This is a genomic window from Pantoea sp. EKM10T (assembly GCF_011800685.1).
GTDB classification, from domain to species: Bacteria; Pseudomonadota; Gammaproteobacteria; order Enterobacterales; family Enterobacteriaceae; genus Pantoea; species Pantoea agglomerans.
In genome coordinates this window covers 562,936-579,893 of the sequence record NZ_JAALEU010000002.1, presented here as the reverse complement: position 1 = coordinate 579,893, position 16,958 = coordinate 562,936, and the positions used below count along the sequence as shown (strand labels likewise).

Genomic DNA, 16,958 nt, shown 5'->3' with positions numbered 1-16,958 from the left:
GATCAGGCGTCTTCGCGCATCAGTTGTTCCACGGCATCCACCACATCCTGCACGGTGCGCACTGCGCGGAAGGTTTCCGGTTTAATTTTACGGCCGGTACGTTTTTGCAGATGAACCACCATATCGACGGCATCAATGCTGTCGAGTTCGAGATCTTCATACAGACGTGCCTCGGGATGGATATCCTCAGGCGCAATTTCAAACAGGCTGGTCAGCAGCGAAGCCACTTCCTGATAGATCTGTTCTTTGTTCATCATAAGGTTGTCTCCGCTTTCAGCCGCGCTGTTGGTTGACGAACGCAGCCAGCGTCGCAACAGAGAAAAAGTGGGCGCGCAGGGTTTCACTCTCAGCGGACAGCGCCACGCCGTAGCGATTTTTCACTGCCAGGCCAAGTTCCAGTGCATCAATCGAGTCCAGCCCCAGTCCGTCGCCAAACAGTGCAGCGTCGGTCTCTATATCATCGGGACTGAGATCTTCAAGGTTCAGCGTGTCGATAATCATCTGTTTGATATCGTTGATTAATGAATCCATACCGGTTTTCGTCTTACCTGTTCTGGGGGACCAGCGCCTGCTGTAAATGGCGGGTCAGGCGACGCGCGGCCAGCGGCTGCGCATCGGGATTGCTTTCACAAAACGACTGACTGTCGATTCGCGTTTGTACACGCACGGTAAACAGTGGTTTAACCGGCGGAATCTGATACCAGCGGCTCTGTTTATCGAGCATACGCTGGCTACAGGTGATGTGAACCACACGCAGATCGCATCCGGCGCGCACCGCAATATTGGCTGCCCCGCGCTGCAGAGTCAGTGGATGACCGTAGCGGGTGCGGGTGCCTTCCGGAAAGATCAGGATATTGTCGCCGCGCGCCAGTCGCTGCTGGCTGTCCGGCAACAGCGTCTCCGCTTCACTGTTGATCAGATAGTCCGCGGCGCGGATCACCCCACGCATAAAGGGGTTCTTTTGCAGATCGGCTTTAACCAGACAATCCATCTCTGGCAGTACCGAAGCGATCATCACGTAGTCGATCAGTGATGGATGATTAGCGACAATCAGGCATCCGCGATCCTGTTGCAGCAGCTCTGCGCCTTCAATCCGGTAGTCATAGACCCCGGTCATCCGGCAGAATCGCAGAAAGCAACGGAAGCTAAAGGCGATAGCGCGTCGGGCCAGCAGGCGGCGGCGCAGCGAATCGCGTTGTACCAGCAGCAGCAGATTGAAGCCAATCAGCGACAGCAGCAGTCCGCCTATGCCAAACAGCGTAAAACTCACCGCCGTCATCACCAGCCGCCAGCAATAGTTCATGCGGCTGCCGGTGTAGTGCGCCGGTTGTGAACAATCAGCCATGATGTCTCTCCCAGTGCCATGTCAGGCGTTCGCCCGGCAGGCTGAAGGTGGGCGATTCCGCCAGCCACTGCTGCAGAAAGCGCAGGCTTTGCGGTAAATCTGTTTCTGCCCTCTCCTCTCTGCCAGCACGGCCAGTGCAGTGCAGCTGGTCGCCCGGGCGCAGCAGCAGCGCCACCGCATAGGGAAAGTTCACACGCTGTTCCGGCAGCCACGGCAGATAGTAGTCAGGCACGATGCCGTCGAAATCGACCAGCAGTACCTGCTGATAACCCGCCTGATGCAGCGCGCTGACTTCGAGCAATCCCTGCTGAAACGAGTCGACTCCGGCGGCGATTGAGGTGGAGACCAGTGGCGCTTTGGCTGCAATGGTCAGGCTGCCGACCGCCGAATTGTGAACTGACATGGCAAAATCCGTGGGTGACATTGACTGCTGATCGGCCAGCGTAGTGAGGATACGCAGATTACGTTCCAGTTCACCGTGACGACTGGTGAACACGATAGCGTCAACCTGCTGACGCGCGAGCAGCGCCAGACCACACTCTACCGCCGCACGACTGCCGCCGCTCAGACGACGTGCTGTCATCATCGGTAAAAATTGCGGCTTTGCCATCGCCTCTTTAGGGTCTATGACGGTGCCCTGTTGCGCCCAGTGCTGCCAGCCCTCGCCCCCGTGTAATCCCGGAGCCAGAGCCTGCCAGTCGACCAGTGAGTAAGCGAGTCTCATCTCAACACTCTTTTTGTCATATGTGTGGCGTCGGCGTTCATCGGGGCGTCACCCCGGCCCTCTGCAAAAAAAGTGCGTCCGGGAAACCCTCTGCCGATTCCGCATCAGGCCTTCACGGTAGAGGGTTACTCAGTGGTTCAGCAATAGCAGCTCATCTGATTTGTCGGCCGGCTGCCGGAGATCTTTATGCTTTGATCGTCTGTCGACACATCATTGCGACAGCGCACGCATTACTGAGCGGCAAGAGCAGAGAGTCGTAACTGAATATCCTGATCGAGATTGGCAATCCAGCGGTTGTAGTTATTGTGGATCTCGCCCTGCTCCGCTTTCAGGTTCTCACTGCTGACATAATCGATGCGGTAGTTCTGGCTGGTATACGTGATGCGAATAGTCGCCACGAAATCACGCTGAGCCAGACGACCATTGATCACGCCAGGCGAAACGGGAGTCATCACCCATTTCCGGCCAATACCCGCTTCGATGATCGCCAGTTTCATCTGGTTGTCGCTGTAACGCTGAGTGAGCGTTTGATTCACGTTATGAATCGGCGCAGTGCGCGCGCAGCCGGTTAATAACGCAGCGACCACGGCCAGCGTGCAAATAGTTTTTTTATTCATGATGAATCCCTTCTTTTATTTTTATATCAGTAAGTTAAACGGATAATCCGTCTCGCGCAGGCTAAGCTTTCAGTGCGCTTTTCCGTCTGGCTGGCTTAAAACCCGCGCATGATACCACCGAATGTAAAGACAGGTAAGCAGAAGTATGCATGGGTTTTAGGGGGTTATTTGGGGGATTAAAGCGGGGAATATGCGCAGTCGCCGCGACAGCGCAGAGGCCGATCCCTGCCGCAGAAACTCTGGCTGCGGCTGGATCGGTCTGGGGATTACTGTGTGGAGGCGGGTGTCCAGCCACCGCCCAGCGCGCGGTAGAGATCGATCTGCGCCAGCAGCAGGTTATTTTTGACAGTCACCCGATTCAGCTGCGTTGAAAACAGGGTGCGCTGCGCATCCAGTTCATCCAGATAGGAGGCGTAGCCGTTCTGATAGCGATTGCGGGCAATGCGCAGCGCTTCCGTCACATAGGCTTCCTGCTTTTGCAGCTCCTGAAGTTGTGCCTCACGCTGCCTGATAGCGTCTATTGCATCGTTAACTTCCGAGAAGGCGTTGCGCACCACTTTTTCATAGCCATAAAGTGCCTGATTCCGCGTCGCCATTGAGACATCCACCTGCGCCGTCAGCGCTTCACGGTTCAGCAGCGGTGCCAGGATGCTGCCGCCCACGCTCCACAGCCGGAACGGATCATCCGCGAGCTGGTGCAGAACCGAACTCTGCAGAGTGCCAGTCGCAGTGAGGTTAAGCCCAGGCAGCAGCTTAGCGCGCGACGATGCCAGGCTGGCATCTGCGGCCAGTAACTGACGCTGAGCCTGCACAATATCCGGACGGCGATTGAGTAGCTCTGATGGCAGCAGTGACGGCATCCGCTGCGGTGAAATCTGGTCAAACTGCTGACGACGGGCGATGCTGCGCGGGTTCATACCCACCAGAAGGCTCAGCGCATTCTCCTGCTGGGTGATCTGGTGCTGCAACTGAGGCATCTGCGCTTTAGCCGACTGATATTCCGAGGCGGCCTGCATCCACTCCAGCCTGGAGGTGTAGCCGGTTTCAAACTGACGCTGTGCCAGCTTCAGCGAATTGTTGCGGGTCGCCAGCGTTGCCTCCGTGACCCGCAACTGCTCATCCAGCGCGCACAGGTTGAGATAACCTGACGCCACCGAACTGGCGATGGTCAGCTCGGCGGCAGACGCAGCGGCCTGCTGCGCCGCTAAACTCGCCTGCGATGCGGTGATGCTGCTGCTGCGTGCTCCCCAGAGATCGACCTCGTAGTTCGCCTGTAATAAGCCCTGAAAAATATCGGTTTCATAGGGCTGGCCCGTCACTGACGAGAGGGTACGCTCACGGGTCGCGGCCACACCGGCGCTCAGGGTCGGAAAGTTATCGCCCTGCGTGGCGCGCAGCTGGGCGCGATACTGATCAACCCGGGATCGCGCCGTGAGGATATCGGGGTTATTGCGCAGCGCCTGCGTCACCAGCCGGTTGAGATTTTCATCATGAAAAGCGCGCCACCACTCCGCCTCCGGTGCAGCAGATGGCCCGACACTATTGCGCCAGGCGTCGGGGATCGGCAGAGAGGCCGGTGCCTTTTCAACCTGCGTGGCACAGCTGGTCAGAAGGAGTGCCAGTGCGCTTACCATTAAGCTGCGCCGCATCATGGCGCACCCTCACCAACGGGTTGTGCGGCGGTGTCGATGTTGACTTCGACCGACATACCCGGGCGTAACTGATGCATATCCTGGTCATTGATGCGGATGCGAACCGGAATGCGCTGCGCAATTTTAACGAAGTTACCGGTGGCGTTGTCGGGCGAAATCGCGCTGAACTCTGAGCCTGCGGCCGGAGAGATAAATTCAACCTGACCCGTAAAGCGTTTACCATCCAGCGCATCGACCCGAATCGTCACCGGCAGGCCAGGACGAATATTTGCCAGCTGGGTCTCTTTCAGATTCGCGATAATCCATTTGTGATTAGGCACTACCGAGGTCAGGCGCGTACCTGCCGTGACATAGGCGCCGGTGCGCACCGCCAGCTGGCCGAGCTGGCCATCATCGGGCGCGGTAATCCGGGTATTCGCCAGATCGATCTCCGCCAGCTCCAGCGCGGCGCGGGCGCTGTCGACATCGCCTTTCAGCGCATCACGGTTAACGATGACGGTTTGCAGATTCTGCTGGGCGACGGCGATCTGCGCCGCAGCCTGACGAACCTGTGCCTGCGCCTGGGCGTCTGCGGCCCGGGCGGCGTCGCGCTCACGCACTGACAGGGATCCATCCGCCGTGAGATTTTCGACACGCTTCAGATCGAAGCCGCTTTTCAGCGCCTGTGCTTTGGCATTCTCCAGTGCCGCTTTATTGCTCTGGATGGTCGCTTCTGCGCTGCGACGCTGCTGCAGGTTATTGTTCAGCGCCGCCTGCTTCATCGCCAGCTGCGCCTGCGCCTGATGCACCCGCTGGCGATAGATACGGTCGTCAATCGTCATCAGCAACTGCCCTTTTTTCACGGGCTGCAGATCGATCACTTCGACTGAGGTGAGATAGCCATTAACCTGCGGGCTGATAAAGGTCACCTGACCGCGCACATAGGCATTCTCGGTGCTTTGTATTGCGCTGGTGAAGGGCCAGAGTTGCCAGGCATAAAGAATAACCAGTACGCCAATCACCACAATGCCGCTGCCTGCGGCGATAGAAAGAATACGGCGGCGATTCGCGCGTTCGCGTTCCGCCGCCTGAAGCTCATCCTGCTGACTCATTGTTTCTCCGTTGATTCCTGTAATGCGGCCAGCTGTTGCTGCTCACGCAGGTTAAATTGCGCCTGACGCCAGTCAAGATAACGACGACGGGTCAAACGCCAGATCACCCACATCAGGGTGACCAGTGCCAGCGCAGCGGTTAACAGGTAGGTGTCGTTATAAGCGAGCACGTTGGCCTGCAGCGTGGCGATTACCTGTAACTGGCTGGTGCTCTGCGCGCCGCGCAGAACGTCGTCACCCACCAGCGAATTAAACAGCGCATTATACTGGCTGAGCCGTTCGGTGACGTTGGGATCGAGCAGTGAGAGCTGATCGCCCAGCAGGCTGGAGTGATATTTTTCCCGCCAGACCTGAAACGTGCCAAGAATAGCGGAACCGATCAGCCCGCCGAGGTTCTGACTCATGCCAAACAGCACCACAAAGCTCACCAGATTTTTCGGCTGAGTCACCACGCTGCCAATACCCATCAGCATCGCGGGCGCCATGAAAAAGGCGCTGCTGAAGCCCAGCAGAAACTGACTGAAATACATATTGCTGGCGCGGGTCAGTGGACTGGATTGCGCATCCATCAGCGAGGCGATAATCATCACCACCAGCGAGGTGACAATCGGCCAGTTGAGATGATTGGGCTTGATAGTCAGCGCACTGGCGGCGATGCCCGCAATAACCCCGGCCATGATCGCCAGCGCCAGACCGCGCATCTGATCGTTCTGCAAGCCAATCTGCTGCAGAAAGCCGATTGCACCGGTGTTCTGTTCCGCCAGTACGATACGGATCATGATCATCACAATGCCCAGCCGCACCATCATGCCGCTGCTGAGCCAGCGGGTATTGATCAGCGGGTTGCGCCGGTTATGCTCAATGACAATCGCAGCGACAATCAGCGTCAGGGCGATCGCGGTACAGATACCGAGCCAGGGCGTGGTAAACCACCACTCAATACGGCCCAGCGTCAGTACGCCGCACAGCAGCGCCATACCGGGTGCCAGCAGGATAAAGGTGACGAAATCCATCTTTTCAAAGGTTTTGATGCGATCGCCCGGTGGCAGTTTCACCAGCAGTACCCCGCCCAGCGCAATCAGCGCCAGGCCGAGTTCAAACAGATAGAGGCCGCGCCACTCGTTGAGCTGCAGCAATTCCGAAGAGAATAAGCGGGCCAGCGGGATAGCCAGTTGCGATACCGTCAGGCCAATCACCAGCGCTTTCAGCCGATGTTTCGCAGGCCAGGCCTGTACCTGATAGTAGATGCCCAGAGAGCTGAGCGCCGCAGCCACCATACCGTGAGCGGTGCGCACAATGATTGCCGAACTGAGATCGTTGGCGAAGAGATGGAAAAACGCCACCAGTACATACAGCACCAGAAACGCCTCGGTAAAGACACGCAGGCCAAACTGCTGGCGGAATTTCACCAGCAGCAGGTTAATAGAGATGTTGCCCATCACGTAGACCGCGGGCAGCCAGGCAATCTCATTCGACCAGGCACCAAAGGTACCCTGCAGGTTGACCAGATTCGCCGTGACCAGCGCGTTACTCAGCGCACCGGTCAGCGAGATAAGTAAACCGATCAGGCCAAACGCCAGGCGTTTTGGCATCGGATGCAGCGGCGTCGAGGGCGATCCCGGCAGCATCGGTTTTTCGTGCGGCAACCACTCGCGTGCAGCGTAGGGATTTCGCTTTGCCACTGCTACATACTTCCCATGCGGCTCAGGAGTTGTTGCAATACGCGCTCGGTCACGGCCAGATCCTGAGGGTCAATATCGGCCAGCATTTCAGTACGGAGTGCGTCAGCCTCGGTTTTCACTTTGGCGAACGCTTCGTTACCCTTATCAGTCAGCACCAGGTGACGCTTACGTCGATCTTCTGGCGGCTGTACCCGCATCAGCAGTGACTGTTTCACCAGCCGATCCACCAGCGGTACCATGCTGGCATCTTCCAGCCCCAGCAGCTGTGCCAGCTCGGTCTGGGTCATGCGTTGCGGCTCACTGGCAATCAGCCCGATGGCCATCCAGCTGCTCATGCTTAAGCCGCTATCTTTAAGGTGACGATCCACCGCCAGGCGCCAGGCATGTGCGGTCAGATGCAATAAGTGGGTAAAGGTACGCGTGTGCTGAGACAAATGTTAGCAGCCTAATAGTAAGAGTTCTAATTGAGTGATGGCGTTATTATACGCAAAGCGAAACGCCAATGAAAAGCGTCCGGTCTGTTAAAAATTAGTGGATCGCGGCAGAATGTCCAGAGGCCGCAACCGGGAGCCGGATAACATGAAACAGGCATCAGCAAACTGGGTCGATCTGCGCCGTGACGCCGTCAGCGGTATTGAGGCGCTACGCGCCCATTTTACCGGACACGCCTATGATCCTCACTGGCACGACAGTTATCTGATTGGCGTGACCGAGCAAGGTGTACAGCAGTTTCATTCGCGGCGCAAACAGCATCAGAGCCGACCAGGCACGGTCTTTATGCTGGAGCCGGAGGAGCTGCATGATGGTGATGCCATCAACGAAAGCGGTTTTACCTATCGGATGCTCTATCTTTCGCCGCAGCAGATTGCGCAGCACCTGGCTCCGATGCTGGCTGATAAACCCTCACTGCGTGAGCTACGTTTTGCCGTCACGCTGCGCGACGAGCGTCCACTGGCTTATGCCGCCTGGCAAAGCCACCAATGCTGCCGCCGTGATGGCATTAACCCTGGGACAGCGACATCCGGCGCTGGTTGGCGACACCCTGGAGGATGCTGAGAGGCGCCCTTCTCCCGGTTTGATCACCACCGGCATTCCGGTGCTGGCCGCGACTGACGAGCAGCTCAGTGCATTGCGGGAACAGTGCGAACAGGCTGAATACGATCTGGTGCTGTTTCCGGAAGAGGGCCAGACCACCACCGATTATCAGGCGCTGAGCGCCGTCCTGCGACAGCAACCGCGTCAGCAGTGGCGCCTGCTGGGCGTCGCCATCGTCGGCGATAAAAAAGCCCTGCGAAAGCTGACGGCAAAACTGGCGCTATTCAGCTAATCTTTTTGCGGGAAGCTGGTCATGGCTTCCTTTTTTTCCCCTCCTGCCCCTCGACCCCGCCGTTTGTACAGGTTACTTGTACAGCTTTCGTTTCGGAATAGTCCTTATAAGCTGCTGATAAGTGTCAAATAGCACACTTTGTTAAAGAATCCGATTGTACAGATTGGGCTTCATTGTATAAGTTTACTGCCACGAGTTGTCATGCGACTCTGTAACGAATGATGCACTTGCGTCGCCTCTGAAGGTGTCAGTGGATTTCCACCTTCAGAGGTTATTTTTTCTGTTCAATTTGTGACACTGGTACCATCGCATCTGTCCATGCGGTGGTTTTTTTGATCGCTTTGTCCTGACATCCGAACCGGAATCGGGCTGTTCTGAAGGGCTTACACATGCAATATATTCTTCCCCGGACCAATCAGGAAATTGCTGATTATTTTAATCCTGCCGCCAATAAACCCGCCAGCGAGATGGAGATGCTGGGTATCCTGGTTGCAGAAATTTTGCAGTCAGGCATGCCAGTGAACAATAAAGCGATTATCTCAAAGCTTATTCATCGGCTGGAGCTGGAAAGCGACAGGGAATTACTGGATATCTACCGACAGCTGCTTGAACTGGTGGTCCATAAAACCCCGGACGATTTTTCACTGTAGCATCGACTCCACGGAAGGAGTCATCCGCCTTTTTCTGGTATCTTCGCCAGTCGCCCGGTACTATCTGCCCCTCACTGTTTATCCTGATCTTCCCGCCCCTCGCGCGGGAGCAAAATAACTAAAGAGCCTGCAATCCTTTATGACTCAAACCAATGATATTGCCGCAACCGACGTTGTGGCGGGCGATATCAGTGTAGGGCGCGTTCTGCGTTCGCCTGCGCTGCTGACCCGCGAATGCCTGGCCGGGGTGATTACCGCGCTGGCGCTGATCCCTGAAGTGATCTCCTTTTCCGTTATTGCCGGTGTAGACCCTAAAGTCAGCCTCGTCGCCTCGGTGGTGCTCTGCCTGACCCTGTCGATACTGGGCGGACGTCCGGCGATGGTAACAGCGGCTGCGGGTTCAGTGGCGCTGGTTATCGGGCCGATGGTCCATCTGCATGGCGTTGAATATATTCTGCCCGCGGTGGTGATGGGCGGCGTCATTCAGATTCTGTTTGGTGTGGCCGGCCTGGCGCGCATGATGCGGTATATCCCCCGCTCGGTGATGCTGGGATTTGTGAATGCGCTCGGGGTGCTGATTTTCTTTGCTCAGGTGCCGCACGTCTGGGGACAGTCATCACTGGTGTGGATCTTCTTTGCCGTCACACTGGCTATCGTGCTGTTGTTGCCGCGTCTGATAAAAAGTGTTCCTTCACCGCTGGTTGCCATTGTGGTAGTGACTGCCGTCGCGCTGTTAATGGGCTATCGCATGCCGAACGTGGGCGATGAAGGGCCGATGAGTCCCGGTCTGCCCGGTTTTAACAGCCTGCTGGTGCCACTTAACCTGCAGACCCTGCAGATTATCTGGCCCACGGCCCTGAGCATCGCCTTTGTCGGGCTGATGGAGTCACTGCTGACCGCCAAACTGGTCGATGACCTGACCGATACCCCATCCAGTAAGCGTCGCGAATCCTGGGGCCTGGGCGTGGCGAATATTCTGGCGGGCTTTTATGGCGGTATCGCCGGGTGCGCGATGATAGGTCAGACCATCGTCAATGTTGAGCTGGGCCGGGCGCGCAGCCGGGTCTCCACCGTGGCCGCCGGTCTGGTGCTGCTGTTACTGGTGACCGGACTGAGCCGGATTATGGCGCAAATCCCGATGGTGGTACTGGCCGGGATCATGATGGTGGTGGCCGTGAAAACCGTTAACTGGCATAGCCTGCAACCCGCTACCCTGAAACGTATGCCGTGGTCAGAGACGCTGATTATGGTGCTGACGGTAGCGGTGACTGTCTGGACAGGTAATCTGGCACTGGGCGTTCTGGCTGGGGTAATCCTGGCTATGCTGCTGTTTGCCCGCCGTATTGCGCACGTTATTCATGCGGAGCGTCAGCTGAGCGAAGATGGCGAGTCGGTGCGCTATGTGGTGCGCGGCCCGCTGTTTTTCGCCAGCAGCAACGATCTGTTTGAGCATTTCGATTATGCCCACGACCCTAAAAAGGTCACTATCGATTTAACGCACGCGCAAATCTGGGATGCGTCCAGCGTCGCGGCGCTGGATGGCATTGAGTATCGCTATCAGCGTTATGGTGCAGAGGTGACCATTGAGGGGCTGGATCCACGCAGCACGGACTTCCATCAGCGTCTGACCGGTAATTTCGGCTAAAAACGCCGTTCTGCTGCCTCTCCGGCAGCAGAACTCACTCAGCCTGTTGCCGCCGCGCGCGGTAGCGGCCAACCATGGTAATCAGCGCCTGGTAGATTAAACCGGCGTAGAGACTTGTCAGAATCGCCAGACCAGGCTCTTTGCCCTGCTGATGCCATGACATAAACCACATGAATACGCCCCACAGTACAGAGAACACCAGCCACCCGCGGACGAACTTCATCATGCCATTCATAACGACTCCTCTTAAATGAAGCGCTACCTTAGCGCGCTCCGGCCTGAAACGCATTGCCAGCATGCGCGAGATGCGAGGCGTCTCAAATAATCGTCGACAATTTGCCATGCGTATTGATGATTTAGTCCTGTCCGGGCGGTTTTGTTGCAATTCTCTATACTCAACGTTCCGCTTACCTGATCGGGGAATTACGATGAAACGTACTGCTTATCTGTTATCCACACTGGCTATCCTCGCCACGCTTACGGCCTGTGCACCGCCGCCACCGGGCAGAGATGCCCCGCCACCGCCTCCACCTGGCGGGCAGCAGCCGGTGGGCGCACCCGGCGGCAGCGGCCCGGCAGGACAACCGCAGGCCTGACATTATTCTGCCAGCCTGCGTTGCGGGCTGGTTAATGCCGGAAGGCGCAGCCGCAGGCTGACATCTCACCCGGCAGCACTTTGCCTGCGTGAGAGTGACGCCGCTGTAATTGCCCCTGCTCTTCAGCACTGCTGTTGCCTGCCTGCTGTCCCAGCCAGCGATCCAGCGCGCGGCCAGCGATCTGCCGGATGTCAGGTGACCAGCTGGTAAGATGCCAGGTTGAGCTGCGGGCTTCTTCACTATCGCCAAAACCTGCCACTGCCAGATGGATACCCTGACCAAAATCCCGAATCGCCTGCATTGCACCAAAGGCCATCAGATCGCTTTCACAGAAGAGTGCCTGGATACGCTCAGCAGCACGTGTCTTTTTCAGGTAAGACATCATCGCCTGATAAGCGCAGTCACGATCATCACTGCCCACAGTCAGTTCGGCGTTCAACGCCGTGCCCGACGCCAGCAGAGAGGCGCGATAGCCCTGTTTTTGCGCCAGTTCGCCTGGCTGAGCCTGCATAAAGCCAAACCGCTGATGCCCTTGTTTAAGCAATAATTCCGCTGTCACCTCACCCGCCCGCAGTGCATCCGCCTGCAGTTCAGGCTCAGCATCAATCTGAAGCACTGGCAAATTGCAGGCATCAGTAACGCGGTTACCGGGGAGTAACAGCAAACCACGCAGCCCGAGTGGTGTAGCCTGCCGGATGAGTGCGGTCAGTGTGACGTCGGTTTCGGCACTCAGTAGCACCGAGATAACACCGCGCGCGTTAAGCTGGCGCATCACTTCGTCCAGCATTTTTTGTTGATACGGATTGAGCAACTGACTGGCGACAACACCGATAACCGGAGGGACCGCCGGTTCAGTTAAGTCAGGTGTGGAAGGTGTAATCATTGGCATTAATTCTCTGCGACGGCAAACAATAGCCACCACAATACGGTAAACCACAACGTTTCAACAGGTTACAGAGTTCGACACAGGCCGCAAAAATGAGTGAAATCGGATGTAATTGGAATAGATCGGCAGAAACCCAAAAGGGATAAGGCTGGCGTTAACGTAGATGCAGGAGAGGGACCGGGCAGCAGGAGTTGAACCCGCATCGTCAACCCGTTAAGAGTTGCAGTAATACCTTTATACCATGCCCGAATGGCGTGCCTGGAAAAGCCGCGCTATGTGAACAAGAAGCGTAGTACGACTTTCTGACCAGGCAAGCGCAAGCGGCAGGTATTTTTGCAACCGTCGTATGAAATCAAAAAAGAGGTGCCGCCGCCTGTAGGCATTGATTATTCAGCTAACCTTAAGTTTCAGGCAGCCTGTTCCGACCGGGACTTATGGCCAACATTACGCAGAGGTCAAGACTATGCCGTCAGGACAATTTTACGTGGTTGATCAACCCGAACTGAATTTTACCGCCAATTATCATATTGATACGGTTAATGATAAACCCTATCCCTCGCGCATGGTACTGGAGATCCGGAAGCAGTCACAGCCGACTGAGGCCTTTGATGATATCAGCATCGGCCATGAAGTGACCTTTGTCTCTTCCAGTGGTGAGGCGCAACGGATGGTGCTGGTGAGTGACACTGATGATGAGCTGGTATTCAGCTCCCGGGGCTGATGCCGGCTTTGATGCCGGCTTATACCGCTAAACGGAGGTTGCAGTCGCCATATCCGCCAGATAGCAGGCACAAAAAAACCGCCCTTGGGCGGTTACGACATTACTGCATATTGCTTTTATTTTATTAGATTTTCTTCGGCAGAAATATGGTGCCCGGGGCGGGACTTGAACCCGCACAGCCTTACAGCCGAGGGATTTTAAATCCCTTGTGTCTACCGATTTCACCACCCGGGCAGGGTGTAACTGGAGGCGCGTCCCGGAGTCGAACCGAGGTACACGGATTTGCAATCCGCTGCATAGCCACTCTGCCAACGCGCCTTAAACTGATGTGCCGTCAGGTTAACCTGACCTGCGAATCTGGAGCGGGAAACGAGACTCGAACTCGCGACCCCGACCTTGGCAAGGTCGTGCTCTACCAACTGAGCTATTCCCGCAATTCAGCAATTTCGTCGAACCTGCTGATTTTATTTATCTTCTGGCAGCCTGGCTGCCGTTCGATGCGATGCATTCTACTTAGATGACGCAATGAGTCAATAAAATTATCCTCACAGCGCGTCCGTTTGCTGCTTTTTAAATCGTATCGATCACGGTTCGAGCAGATCGCCGCGCGCGGCGCTTAAATACTGGAACATAGACCAGAAAGTCAGCACGGCAGCAATGTATAACGCCACCACACCAATCGCCACGACGGTCGCATCAGGACGCCACAGCAAGGCAAACAGTGAGAACATCTGGGCAGTGGTTTTCACTTTACCAATCCAGGAAACCGACACGCTGCTGCGTTTACCAATCTCCGCCATCCATTCACGCAGCGCAGAGATAATGATCTCGCGTGCAATCATGGTGGCAGCGGGAAGCGTAATCCACCAGGCGTGGAAATATTCAGCCACCAGCACCAGCGCAATGGCCACCATCACTTTATCCGCTACCGGATCGAGAAACGCACCAAAGCGTGTTGTCTGCTTCCAGCGGCGCGCCAGAAATCCATCAAACCAGTCGGTGATGGCAGCAAAAACAAAAATCAGTGCAGTCGCCAGCGGCGCCCAGGTGAACGGCAGATAGAAAGCCAGCACAAAGAACGGGATGAGCACGACTCGAAACAGGGTGAGACACGTCGGAATGTTTAATTGCATATGCCGGTAACTGTCTGGATATAGGTAGAATTTAGCCTATGTTCCTACATTGCCCCCCCCGTTTCAATGCTAGTGTTTCAACGAGTAGTATATTTTTTCTGCCAGAGCATGTGAGATACCGGGTACATTGGCGATCTCCTCCACCGACGCGTTCATCAGCGGTTGCAGGCCCCCCATGTACTTAAGCAGTTGCTGACGCCGTTTCGGCCCCACCCCTTCGATGCTTTCCAGTGCGCTGGTGTTCTTTACTTTGGCCCGTTTTTTACGGTGGCCTGAAATGGCATGATTGTGAGCGTCATCACGAATATGCTGGATCACATGCAGCGCTGGCGCATCGGGTGGCAGCGAAACGCCCTCACCTTCCGCTTCAAAGAACAGCGTCTCCAGTCCGGCTTTACGATCGCTGCCTTTCGCTACGCCGAGTAAAATCGGCCGGCTTTTGTCCCAGGGCACATCCAGTTCCGCGAAGACCTGCTTCGCCTGAGACAGCTGGCCTTTACCGCCATCGATCAGAATCACATCCGGAATCTTATCTTCTTCAATGGCTTTACCATAACGGCGGCGTAACACCTGATTCATGGCGGCGTAGTCATCACCCGGCGTAATGCCGCTGATGTTGTAGCGACGATAATCGGCACGCAGCGGACCATTCTGGTCGAACACCACGCAGGAGGCGATGGTCTGCTCACCCATGGTATGACTGATATCGAAACACTCCATGCGTTTAATTTTGTCCAGCTCAAGGAACTCCGCCAGCGCCATCAGCCGCTGATGAATTGTGGAGTGCTGTGACAGCCGCGTGGTTAATGCCGTCGCGGCGTTGGTGCGCGCCAGTTTGAGATAACGGGCGCGATCCCCGCGCGGCTTGCTCTGAATACTCACCCGACGTCCGGCCAGCTCACTGAGCGACTCAGCCAGCAGTTCACGCTCTGGCAAGGTGAAGTCCAGCAAAATATCGCCAGGCAGCGTACGTGCCTCGCTGCCCTGCAGGTAGAACTGCCCGACAAAGGTCTGAACGACCTCAGCCAGATCGGTATCGACGGGCACTTTCGGGAAGTAGCTGCGGCTGCCTAACACTTTGCCCTGACGGATAAACAGCACGTGGAGACAGGCCATGCCCGCTTCATAAGCCACACCCATCACATCAAGGTCATCACCCTGATTCGAGACAAACTGCTTTTCGGTGATCCGTCGCACAGCCTGAATCTGATCGCGCAGGCGTGCCGCCTCTTCAAAGCGCAGGCCCATGCTCGCCTCTTCCATCCGTTTGACCAGCTGGTTAAGAACCTGATCGTCTTTACCCGCCAGGAACAGGCGCACGTAATCGGTCTGCTGTGCATACTCCTCCTCACTGACCAGTCCCGCGACACAGGGACCCAGACAGCGGCCAATCTGATATTGCAGACAGGGCCGGGAGCGATTGCGGTAGACACTGTTTTCGCACTGGCGGATAGGGAAAACTTTTTGCAGCAGTCCCAGCGTTTCACGCACCGCATAGCCGTTGGGGAACGGGCCAAAGTATTCGCCTTTGGCATGCTTTGCACCACGGTGCATCGCCAGCCGCGGATGAGTATCGCTGCTAAGAAAGATGTAGGGGTAAGATTTATCGTCGCGCAGCAGCACGTTGTAGCGCGGCTGGTAGAGCTTGATGTAGTTATGCTCAAGCAGCAGCGCTTCGGTTTCGGTGTGGGTTACGGTGACATCGATGTGCTGGATATTACTAACCAGCGCTTCGGTTTTGCGACTGCCGACCTGAGTGCGGAAGTAGCTGGTCAGACGCTTCTTCAGGTCTTTGGCTTTGCCCACATAGATGACGGTGCCTGAGGCGTCATACATGCGGTAAACACCGGGCTTGCTGGTTACCGTACTCAGAAAGGCTTTGGAATCAAAAACGTCATTCACTACTGATTAACGGCTCCGCATTATAGAGGCCATGTCGAATGGCCAGATGCGTTAACTCTACATCGCCACTGATATTCAGCTTGCTGAACATCCGGTAGCGGTAACTGTTAACGGTTTTAGGACTGAGATTTAACTGCTCGGAAATTTCCGTCACCTTTTGTCCACGGGTGATCATCAGCATAATCTGCAATTCCCTTTCCGACAAACAGCTAAAGGGGGATTCCGCTTTTTGTGGCTCAATCTGGCTCAGCGCCATCTGCTGGGCGATATCTGAAGCGATGTAGCGCTGTCCGGCATTGACCGAGCGAATCGCATTGATCACCTCCTGCGGCGCAGCCCCTTTACTGAGGTAGCCTGCAGCCCCCGCCTGCATCACTTTCGCAGGCAGCGGATTTTCCGTGTGAATGGTCAGCATGATGATTTTGATATCGGGATTGTAACGCACGATTTTCCGCGTCGCCTCCAGTCCACCGATGCCCGGCATGTTCATATCCATGAGGATCACATCAACCTGATTGGCACGGCACCACTTAGCGGCATCCTCGCCACAGTTGACCTCTCCGACCACGGCCAGACCTTTGACATCCTCCAGGATGCGACGGATTCCGGCACGGACAAGTTCATGGTCATCAACAAGAAGCACACTGATCAACGGGGAAACTCCAGAGGCTAAAAAAAGAGGAATCAATTAACGAATACAGGCGATAATCATACCCGCTTTTACCTCAAAAGCACATCAACAAAGCAAAACAGTCGACGCTTCGCATAACGATTTCCAGCCCCGTGCAGCCAGCAATAACAGAGATTTCTTACAACCGACAGGCGTACTGAATAATCCTTAAACTCTTACTATTTCATGGTATTAACATCAGACTTTGCTGTGCCTTATCGCTGCAGGCCCTTGTGATATCTGGCCCGGCAACACCTGTAATTACTTTCAGCGATTGATTAGTTGTACTGGACAAACCAGCTGTTTATAGCGAAGCG

General features: G+C 55.9%; 19 protein-coding genes, 4 tRNA genes and 1 pseudogene. 6 read left to right on the top strand and 18 right to left on the bottom strand.

The window, feature by feature from the left end:
- Positions 1-2: 2 nt before the first annotated feature.
- From HFD95_RS06300 to HFD95_RS06260, 9 genes are all read right to left on the bottom strand, one after another.
- Complete coding sequence (locus tag HFD95_RS06300; protein WP_010246453.1) at positions 3-257, bottom strand: acyl carrier protein; 255 nt, start codon at positions 255-257, stop codon at positions 3-5.
- A gap of 16 nt (positions 258-273) precedes the next feature.
- Positions 274-531: a phosphopantetheine-binding protein gene (locus tag HFD95_RS06295; RefSeq protein ID WP_010669816.1), complete on the bottom strand. Its 258-nt coding sequence runs from the start codon at positions 529-531 to the stop codon at positions 274-276.
- 13 nt (positions 532-544) lie between these two features.
- Positions 545-1,345, bottom strand: coding sequence for a 1-acyl-sn-glycerol-3-phosphate acyltransferase (locus tag HFD95_RS06290; protein WP_022625895.1), 801 nt, complete (start codon positions 1,343-1,345; stop codon positions 545-547).
- Entirely contained in the window at positions 1,338-2,069 is a 732-nt protein-coding gene (locus tag HFD95_RS06285; protein WP_158149415.1) for a beta-ketoacyl synthase chain length factor, read from the bottom strand. Before HFD95_RS06285 ends, HFD95_RS06290 begins: the two co-directional genes overlap by 8 nt.
- Before the next feature lie 230 nt (positions 2,070-2,299).
- Positions 2,300-2,686, bottom strand: coding sequence for a hypothetical protein (locus HFD95_RS06280; RefSeq protein ID WP_010669813.1), 387 nt, complete (start codon positions 2,684-2,686; stop codon positions 2,300-2,302).
- Between the two features lie 266 nt (positions 2,687-2,952).
- Positions 2,953-4,338: an efflux transporter outer membrane subunit gene (locus tag HFD95_RS06275; protein ID WP_371742505.1), complete on the bottom strand. Its 1,386-nt coding sequence runs from the start codon at positions 4,336-4,338 to the stop codon at positions 2,953-2,955.
- On the bottom strand, positions 4,335-5,429 hold the full coding sequence (locus HFD95_RS06270; protein WP_167429959.1) for an HlyD family secretion protein: 1,095 nt from the start codon (positions 5,427-5,429) through the stop codon (positions 4,335-4,337). The genes HFD95_RS06275 and HFD95_RS06270 overlap by 4 nt, the downstream gene beginning before the upstream one ends.
- On the bottom strand, positions 5,426-7,111 hold the full coding sequence (locus HFD95_RS06265) for an MFS transporter (protein WP_029518976.1): 1,686 nt from the start codon (positions 7,109-7,111) through the stop codon (positions 5,426-5,428). Before HFD95_RS06265 ends, HFD95_RS06270 begins: the two co-directional genes overlap by 4 nt.
- A gap of 2 nt (positions 7,112-7,113) precedes the next feature.
- The gene (locus HFD95_RS06260; RefSeq protein ID WP_010669811.1) at positions 7,114-7,545 is read right to left on the bottom strand and encodes a MarR family winged helix-turn-helix transcriptional regulator; all 432 of its coding nucleotides are present in this window, start codon (positions 7,543-7,545) and stop codon (positions 7,114-7,116) included.
- Positions 7,546-7,690: 145 nt separating this feature from the next.
- On the opposite strand from HFD95_RS06260, the pseudogene HFD95_RS06255 reads away from it, so the two are divergent.
- From HFD95_RS06255 to HFD95_RS06240, 4 genes and pseudogenes are all read left to right on the top strand, one after another.
- A pseudogene (locus tag HFD95_RS06255) lies at positions 7,691-8,086 on the top strand (AraC family ligand binding domain-containing protein); the annotation flags it as partial.
- Positions 8,087-8,105: 19 nt separating this feature from the next.
- On the top strand, positions 8,106-8,438 hold the full coding sequence (locus HFD95_RS06250) for a DUF2000 domain-containing protein (protein WP_243208620.1): 333 nt from the start codon (positions 8,106-8,108) through the stop codon (positions 8,436-8,438).
- Positions 8,439-8,827: 389 nt separating this feature from the next.
- Positions 8,828-9,088, top strand: coding sequence for a biofilm/acid-resistance regulator YmgB/AriR (locus HFD95_RS06245; protein ID WP_010246474.1), 261 nt, complete (start codon positions 8,828-8,830; stop codon positions 9,086-9,088).
- 139 nt (positions 9,089-9,227) lie between these two features.
- The gene (locus HFD95_RS06240; RefSeq protein ID WP_022625901.1) at positions 9,228-10,733 is read left to right on the top strand and encodes a SulP family inorganic anion transporter; all 1,506 of its coding nucleotides are present in this window, start codon (positions 9,228-9,230) and stop codon (positions 10,731-10,733) included.
- A gap of 34 nt (positions 10,734-10,767) precedes the next feature.
- Here HFD95_RS06240 and HFD95_RS06235 read toward each other — a convergent pair whose 3' ends face one another.
- A complete protein-coding gene (locus tag HFD95_RS06235) occupies positions 10,768-10,968 on the bottom strand; it encodes a DUF6404 family protein (RefSeq protein WP_010669807.1) in 201 nt (66 codons plus the stop codon).
- Between the two features lie 193 nt (positions 10,969-11,161).
- Here HFD95_RS06235 and HFD95_RS06230 point away from each other — a divergent pair, with 193 nt between their 5' ends.
- Positions 11,162-11,329, top strand: coding sequence for a hypothetical protein (locus tag HFD95_RS06230; protein ID WP_010246480.1), 168 nt, complete (start codon positions 11,162-11,164; stop codon positions 11,327-11,329).
- A 31-nt stretch (positions 11,330-11,360) separates the two neighbouring features.
- Here HFD95_RS06230 and HFD95_RS06225 read toward each other — a convergent pair whose 3' ends face one another.
- Together HFD95_RS06225 and HFD95_RS06220 are read right to left on the bottom strand one after the other, a co-directional pair.
- The gene (locus tag HFD95_RS06225; RefSeq protein ID WP_010669805.1) at positions 11,361-12,212 is read right to left on the bottom strand and encodes a substrate-binding domain-containing protein; all 852 of its coding nucleotides are present in this window, start codon (positions 12,210-12,212) and stop codon (positions 11,361-11,363) included.
- Between the two features lie 179 nt (positions 12,213-12,391).
- Positions 12,392-12,464: transfer RNA gene (locus HFD95_RS06220), tRNA-OTHER, on the bottom strand.
- A 235-nt stretch (positions 12,465-12,699) separates the two neighbouring features.
- On the opposite strand from HFD95_RS06220, the gene HFD95_RS06215 reads away from it, so the two are divergent.
- Complete coding sequence (locus tag HFD95_RS06215; RefSeq protein WP_010246484.1) at positions 12,700-12,936, top strand: hypothetical protein; 237 nt, start codon at positions 12,700-12,702, stop codon at positions 12,934-12,936.
- A gap of 147 nt (positions 12,937-13,083) precedes the next feature.
- Here HFD95_RS06215 and HFD95_RS06210 read toward each other — a convergent pair.
- The 6 genes from HFD95_RS06210 to uvrY form a co-directional block, all read right to left on the bottom strand.
- Positions 13,084-13,170 (bottom strand) — tRNA-Leu (locus HFD95_RS06210).
- A 10-nt stretch (positions 13,171-13,180) separates the two neighbouring features.
- Positions 13,181-13,254 (bottom strand) — tRNA-Cys (locus tag HFD95_RS06205).
- 40 nt (positions 13,255-13,294) lie between these two features.
- Positions 13,295-13,370 (bottom strand) — tRNA-Gly (locus tag HFD95_RS06200).
- Positions 13,371-13,520: 150 nt separating this feature from the next.
- Positions 13,521-14,069 (bottom strand): CDP-diacylglycerol--glycerol-3-phosphate 3-phosphatidyltransferase, encoded by a 549-nt coding sequence (pgsA, locus tag HFD95_RS06195; protein ID WP_010246604.1) that lies wholly within the window; start codon positions 14,067-14,069, stop codon positions 13,521-13,523.
- Between the two features lie 69 nt (positions 14,070-14,138).
- A complete protein-coding gene (gene uvrC, locus HFD95_RS06190) occupies positions 14,139-15,971 on the bottom strand; it encodes an excinuclease ABC subunit UvrC (RefSeq protein WP_022625905.1) in 1,833 nt (610 codons plus the stop codon).
- Complete coding sequence (uvrY, locus tag HFD95_RS06185) at positions 15,964-16,623, bottom strand: UvrY/SirA/GacA family response regulator transcription factor (RefSeq protein ID WP_010246608.1); 660 nt, start codon at positions 16,621-16,623, stop codon at positions 15,964-15,966. Before uvrY ends, uvrC begins: the two co-directional genes overlap by 8 nt.
- Between the last annotated feature and the right edge of the window lie 335 nt (positions 16,624-16,958).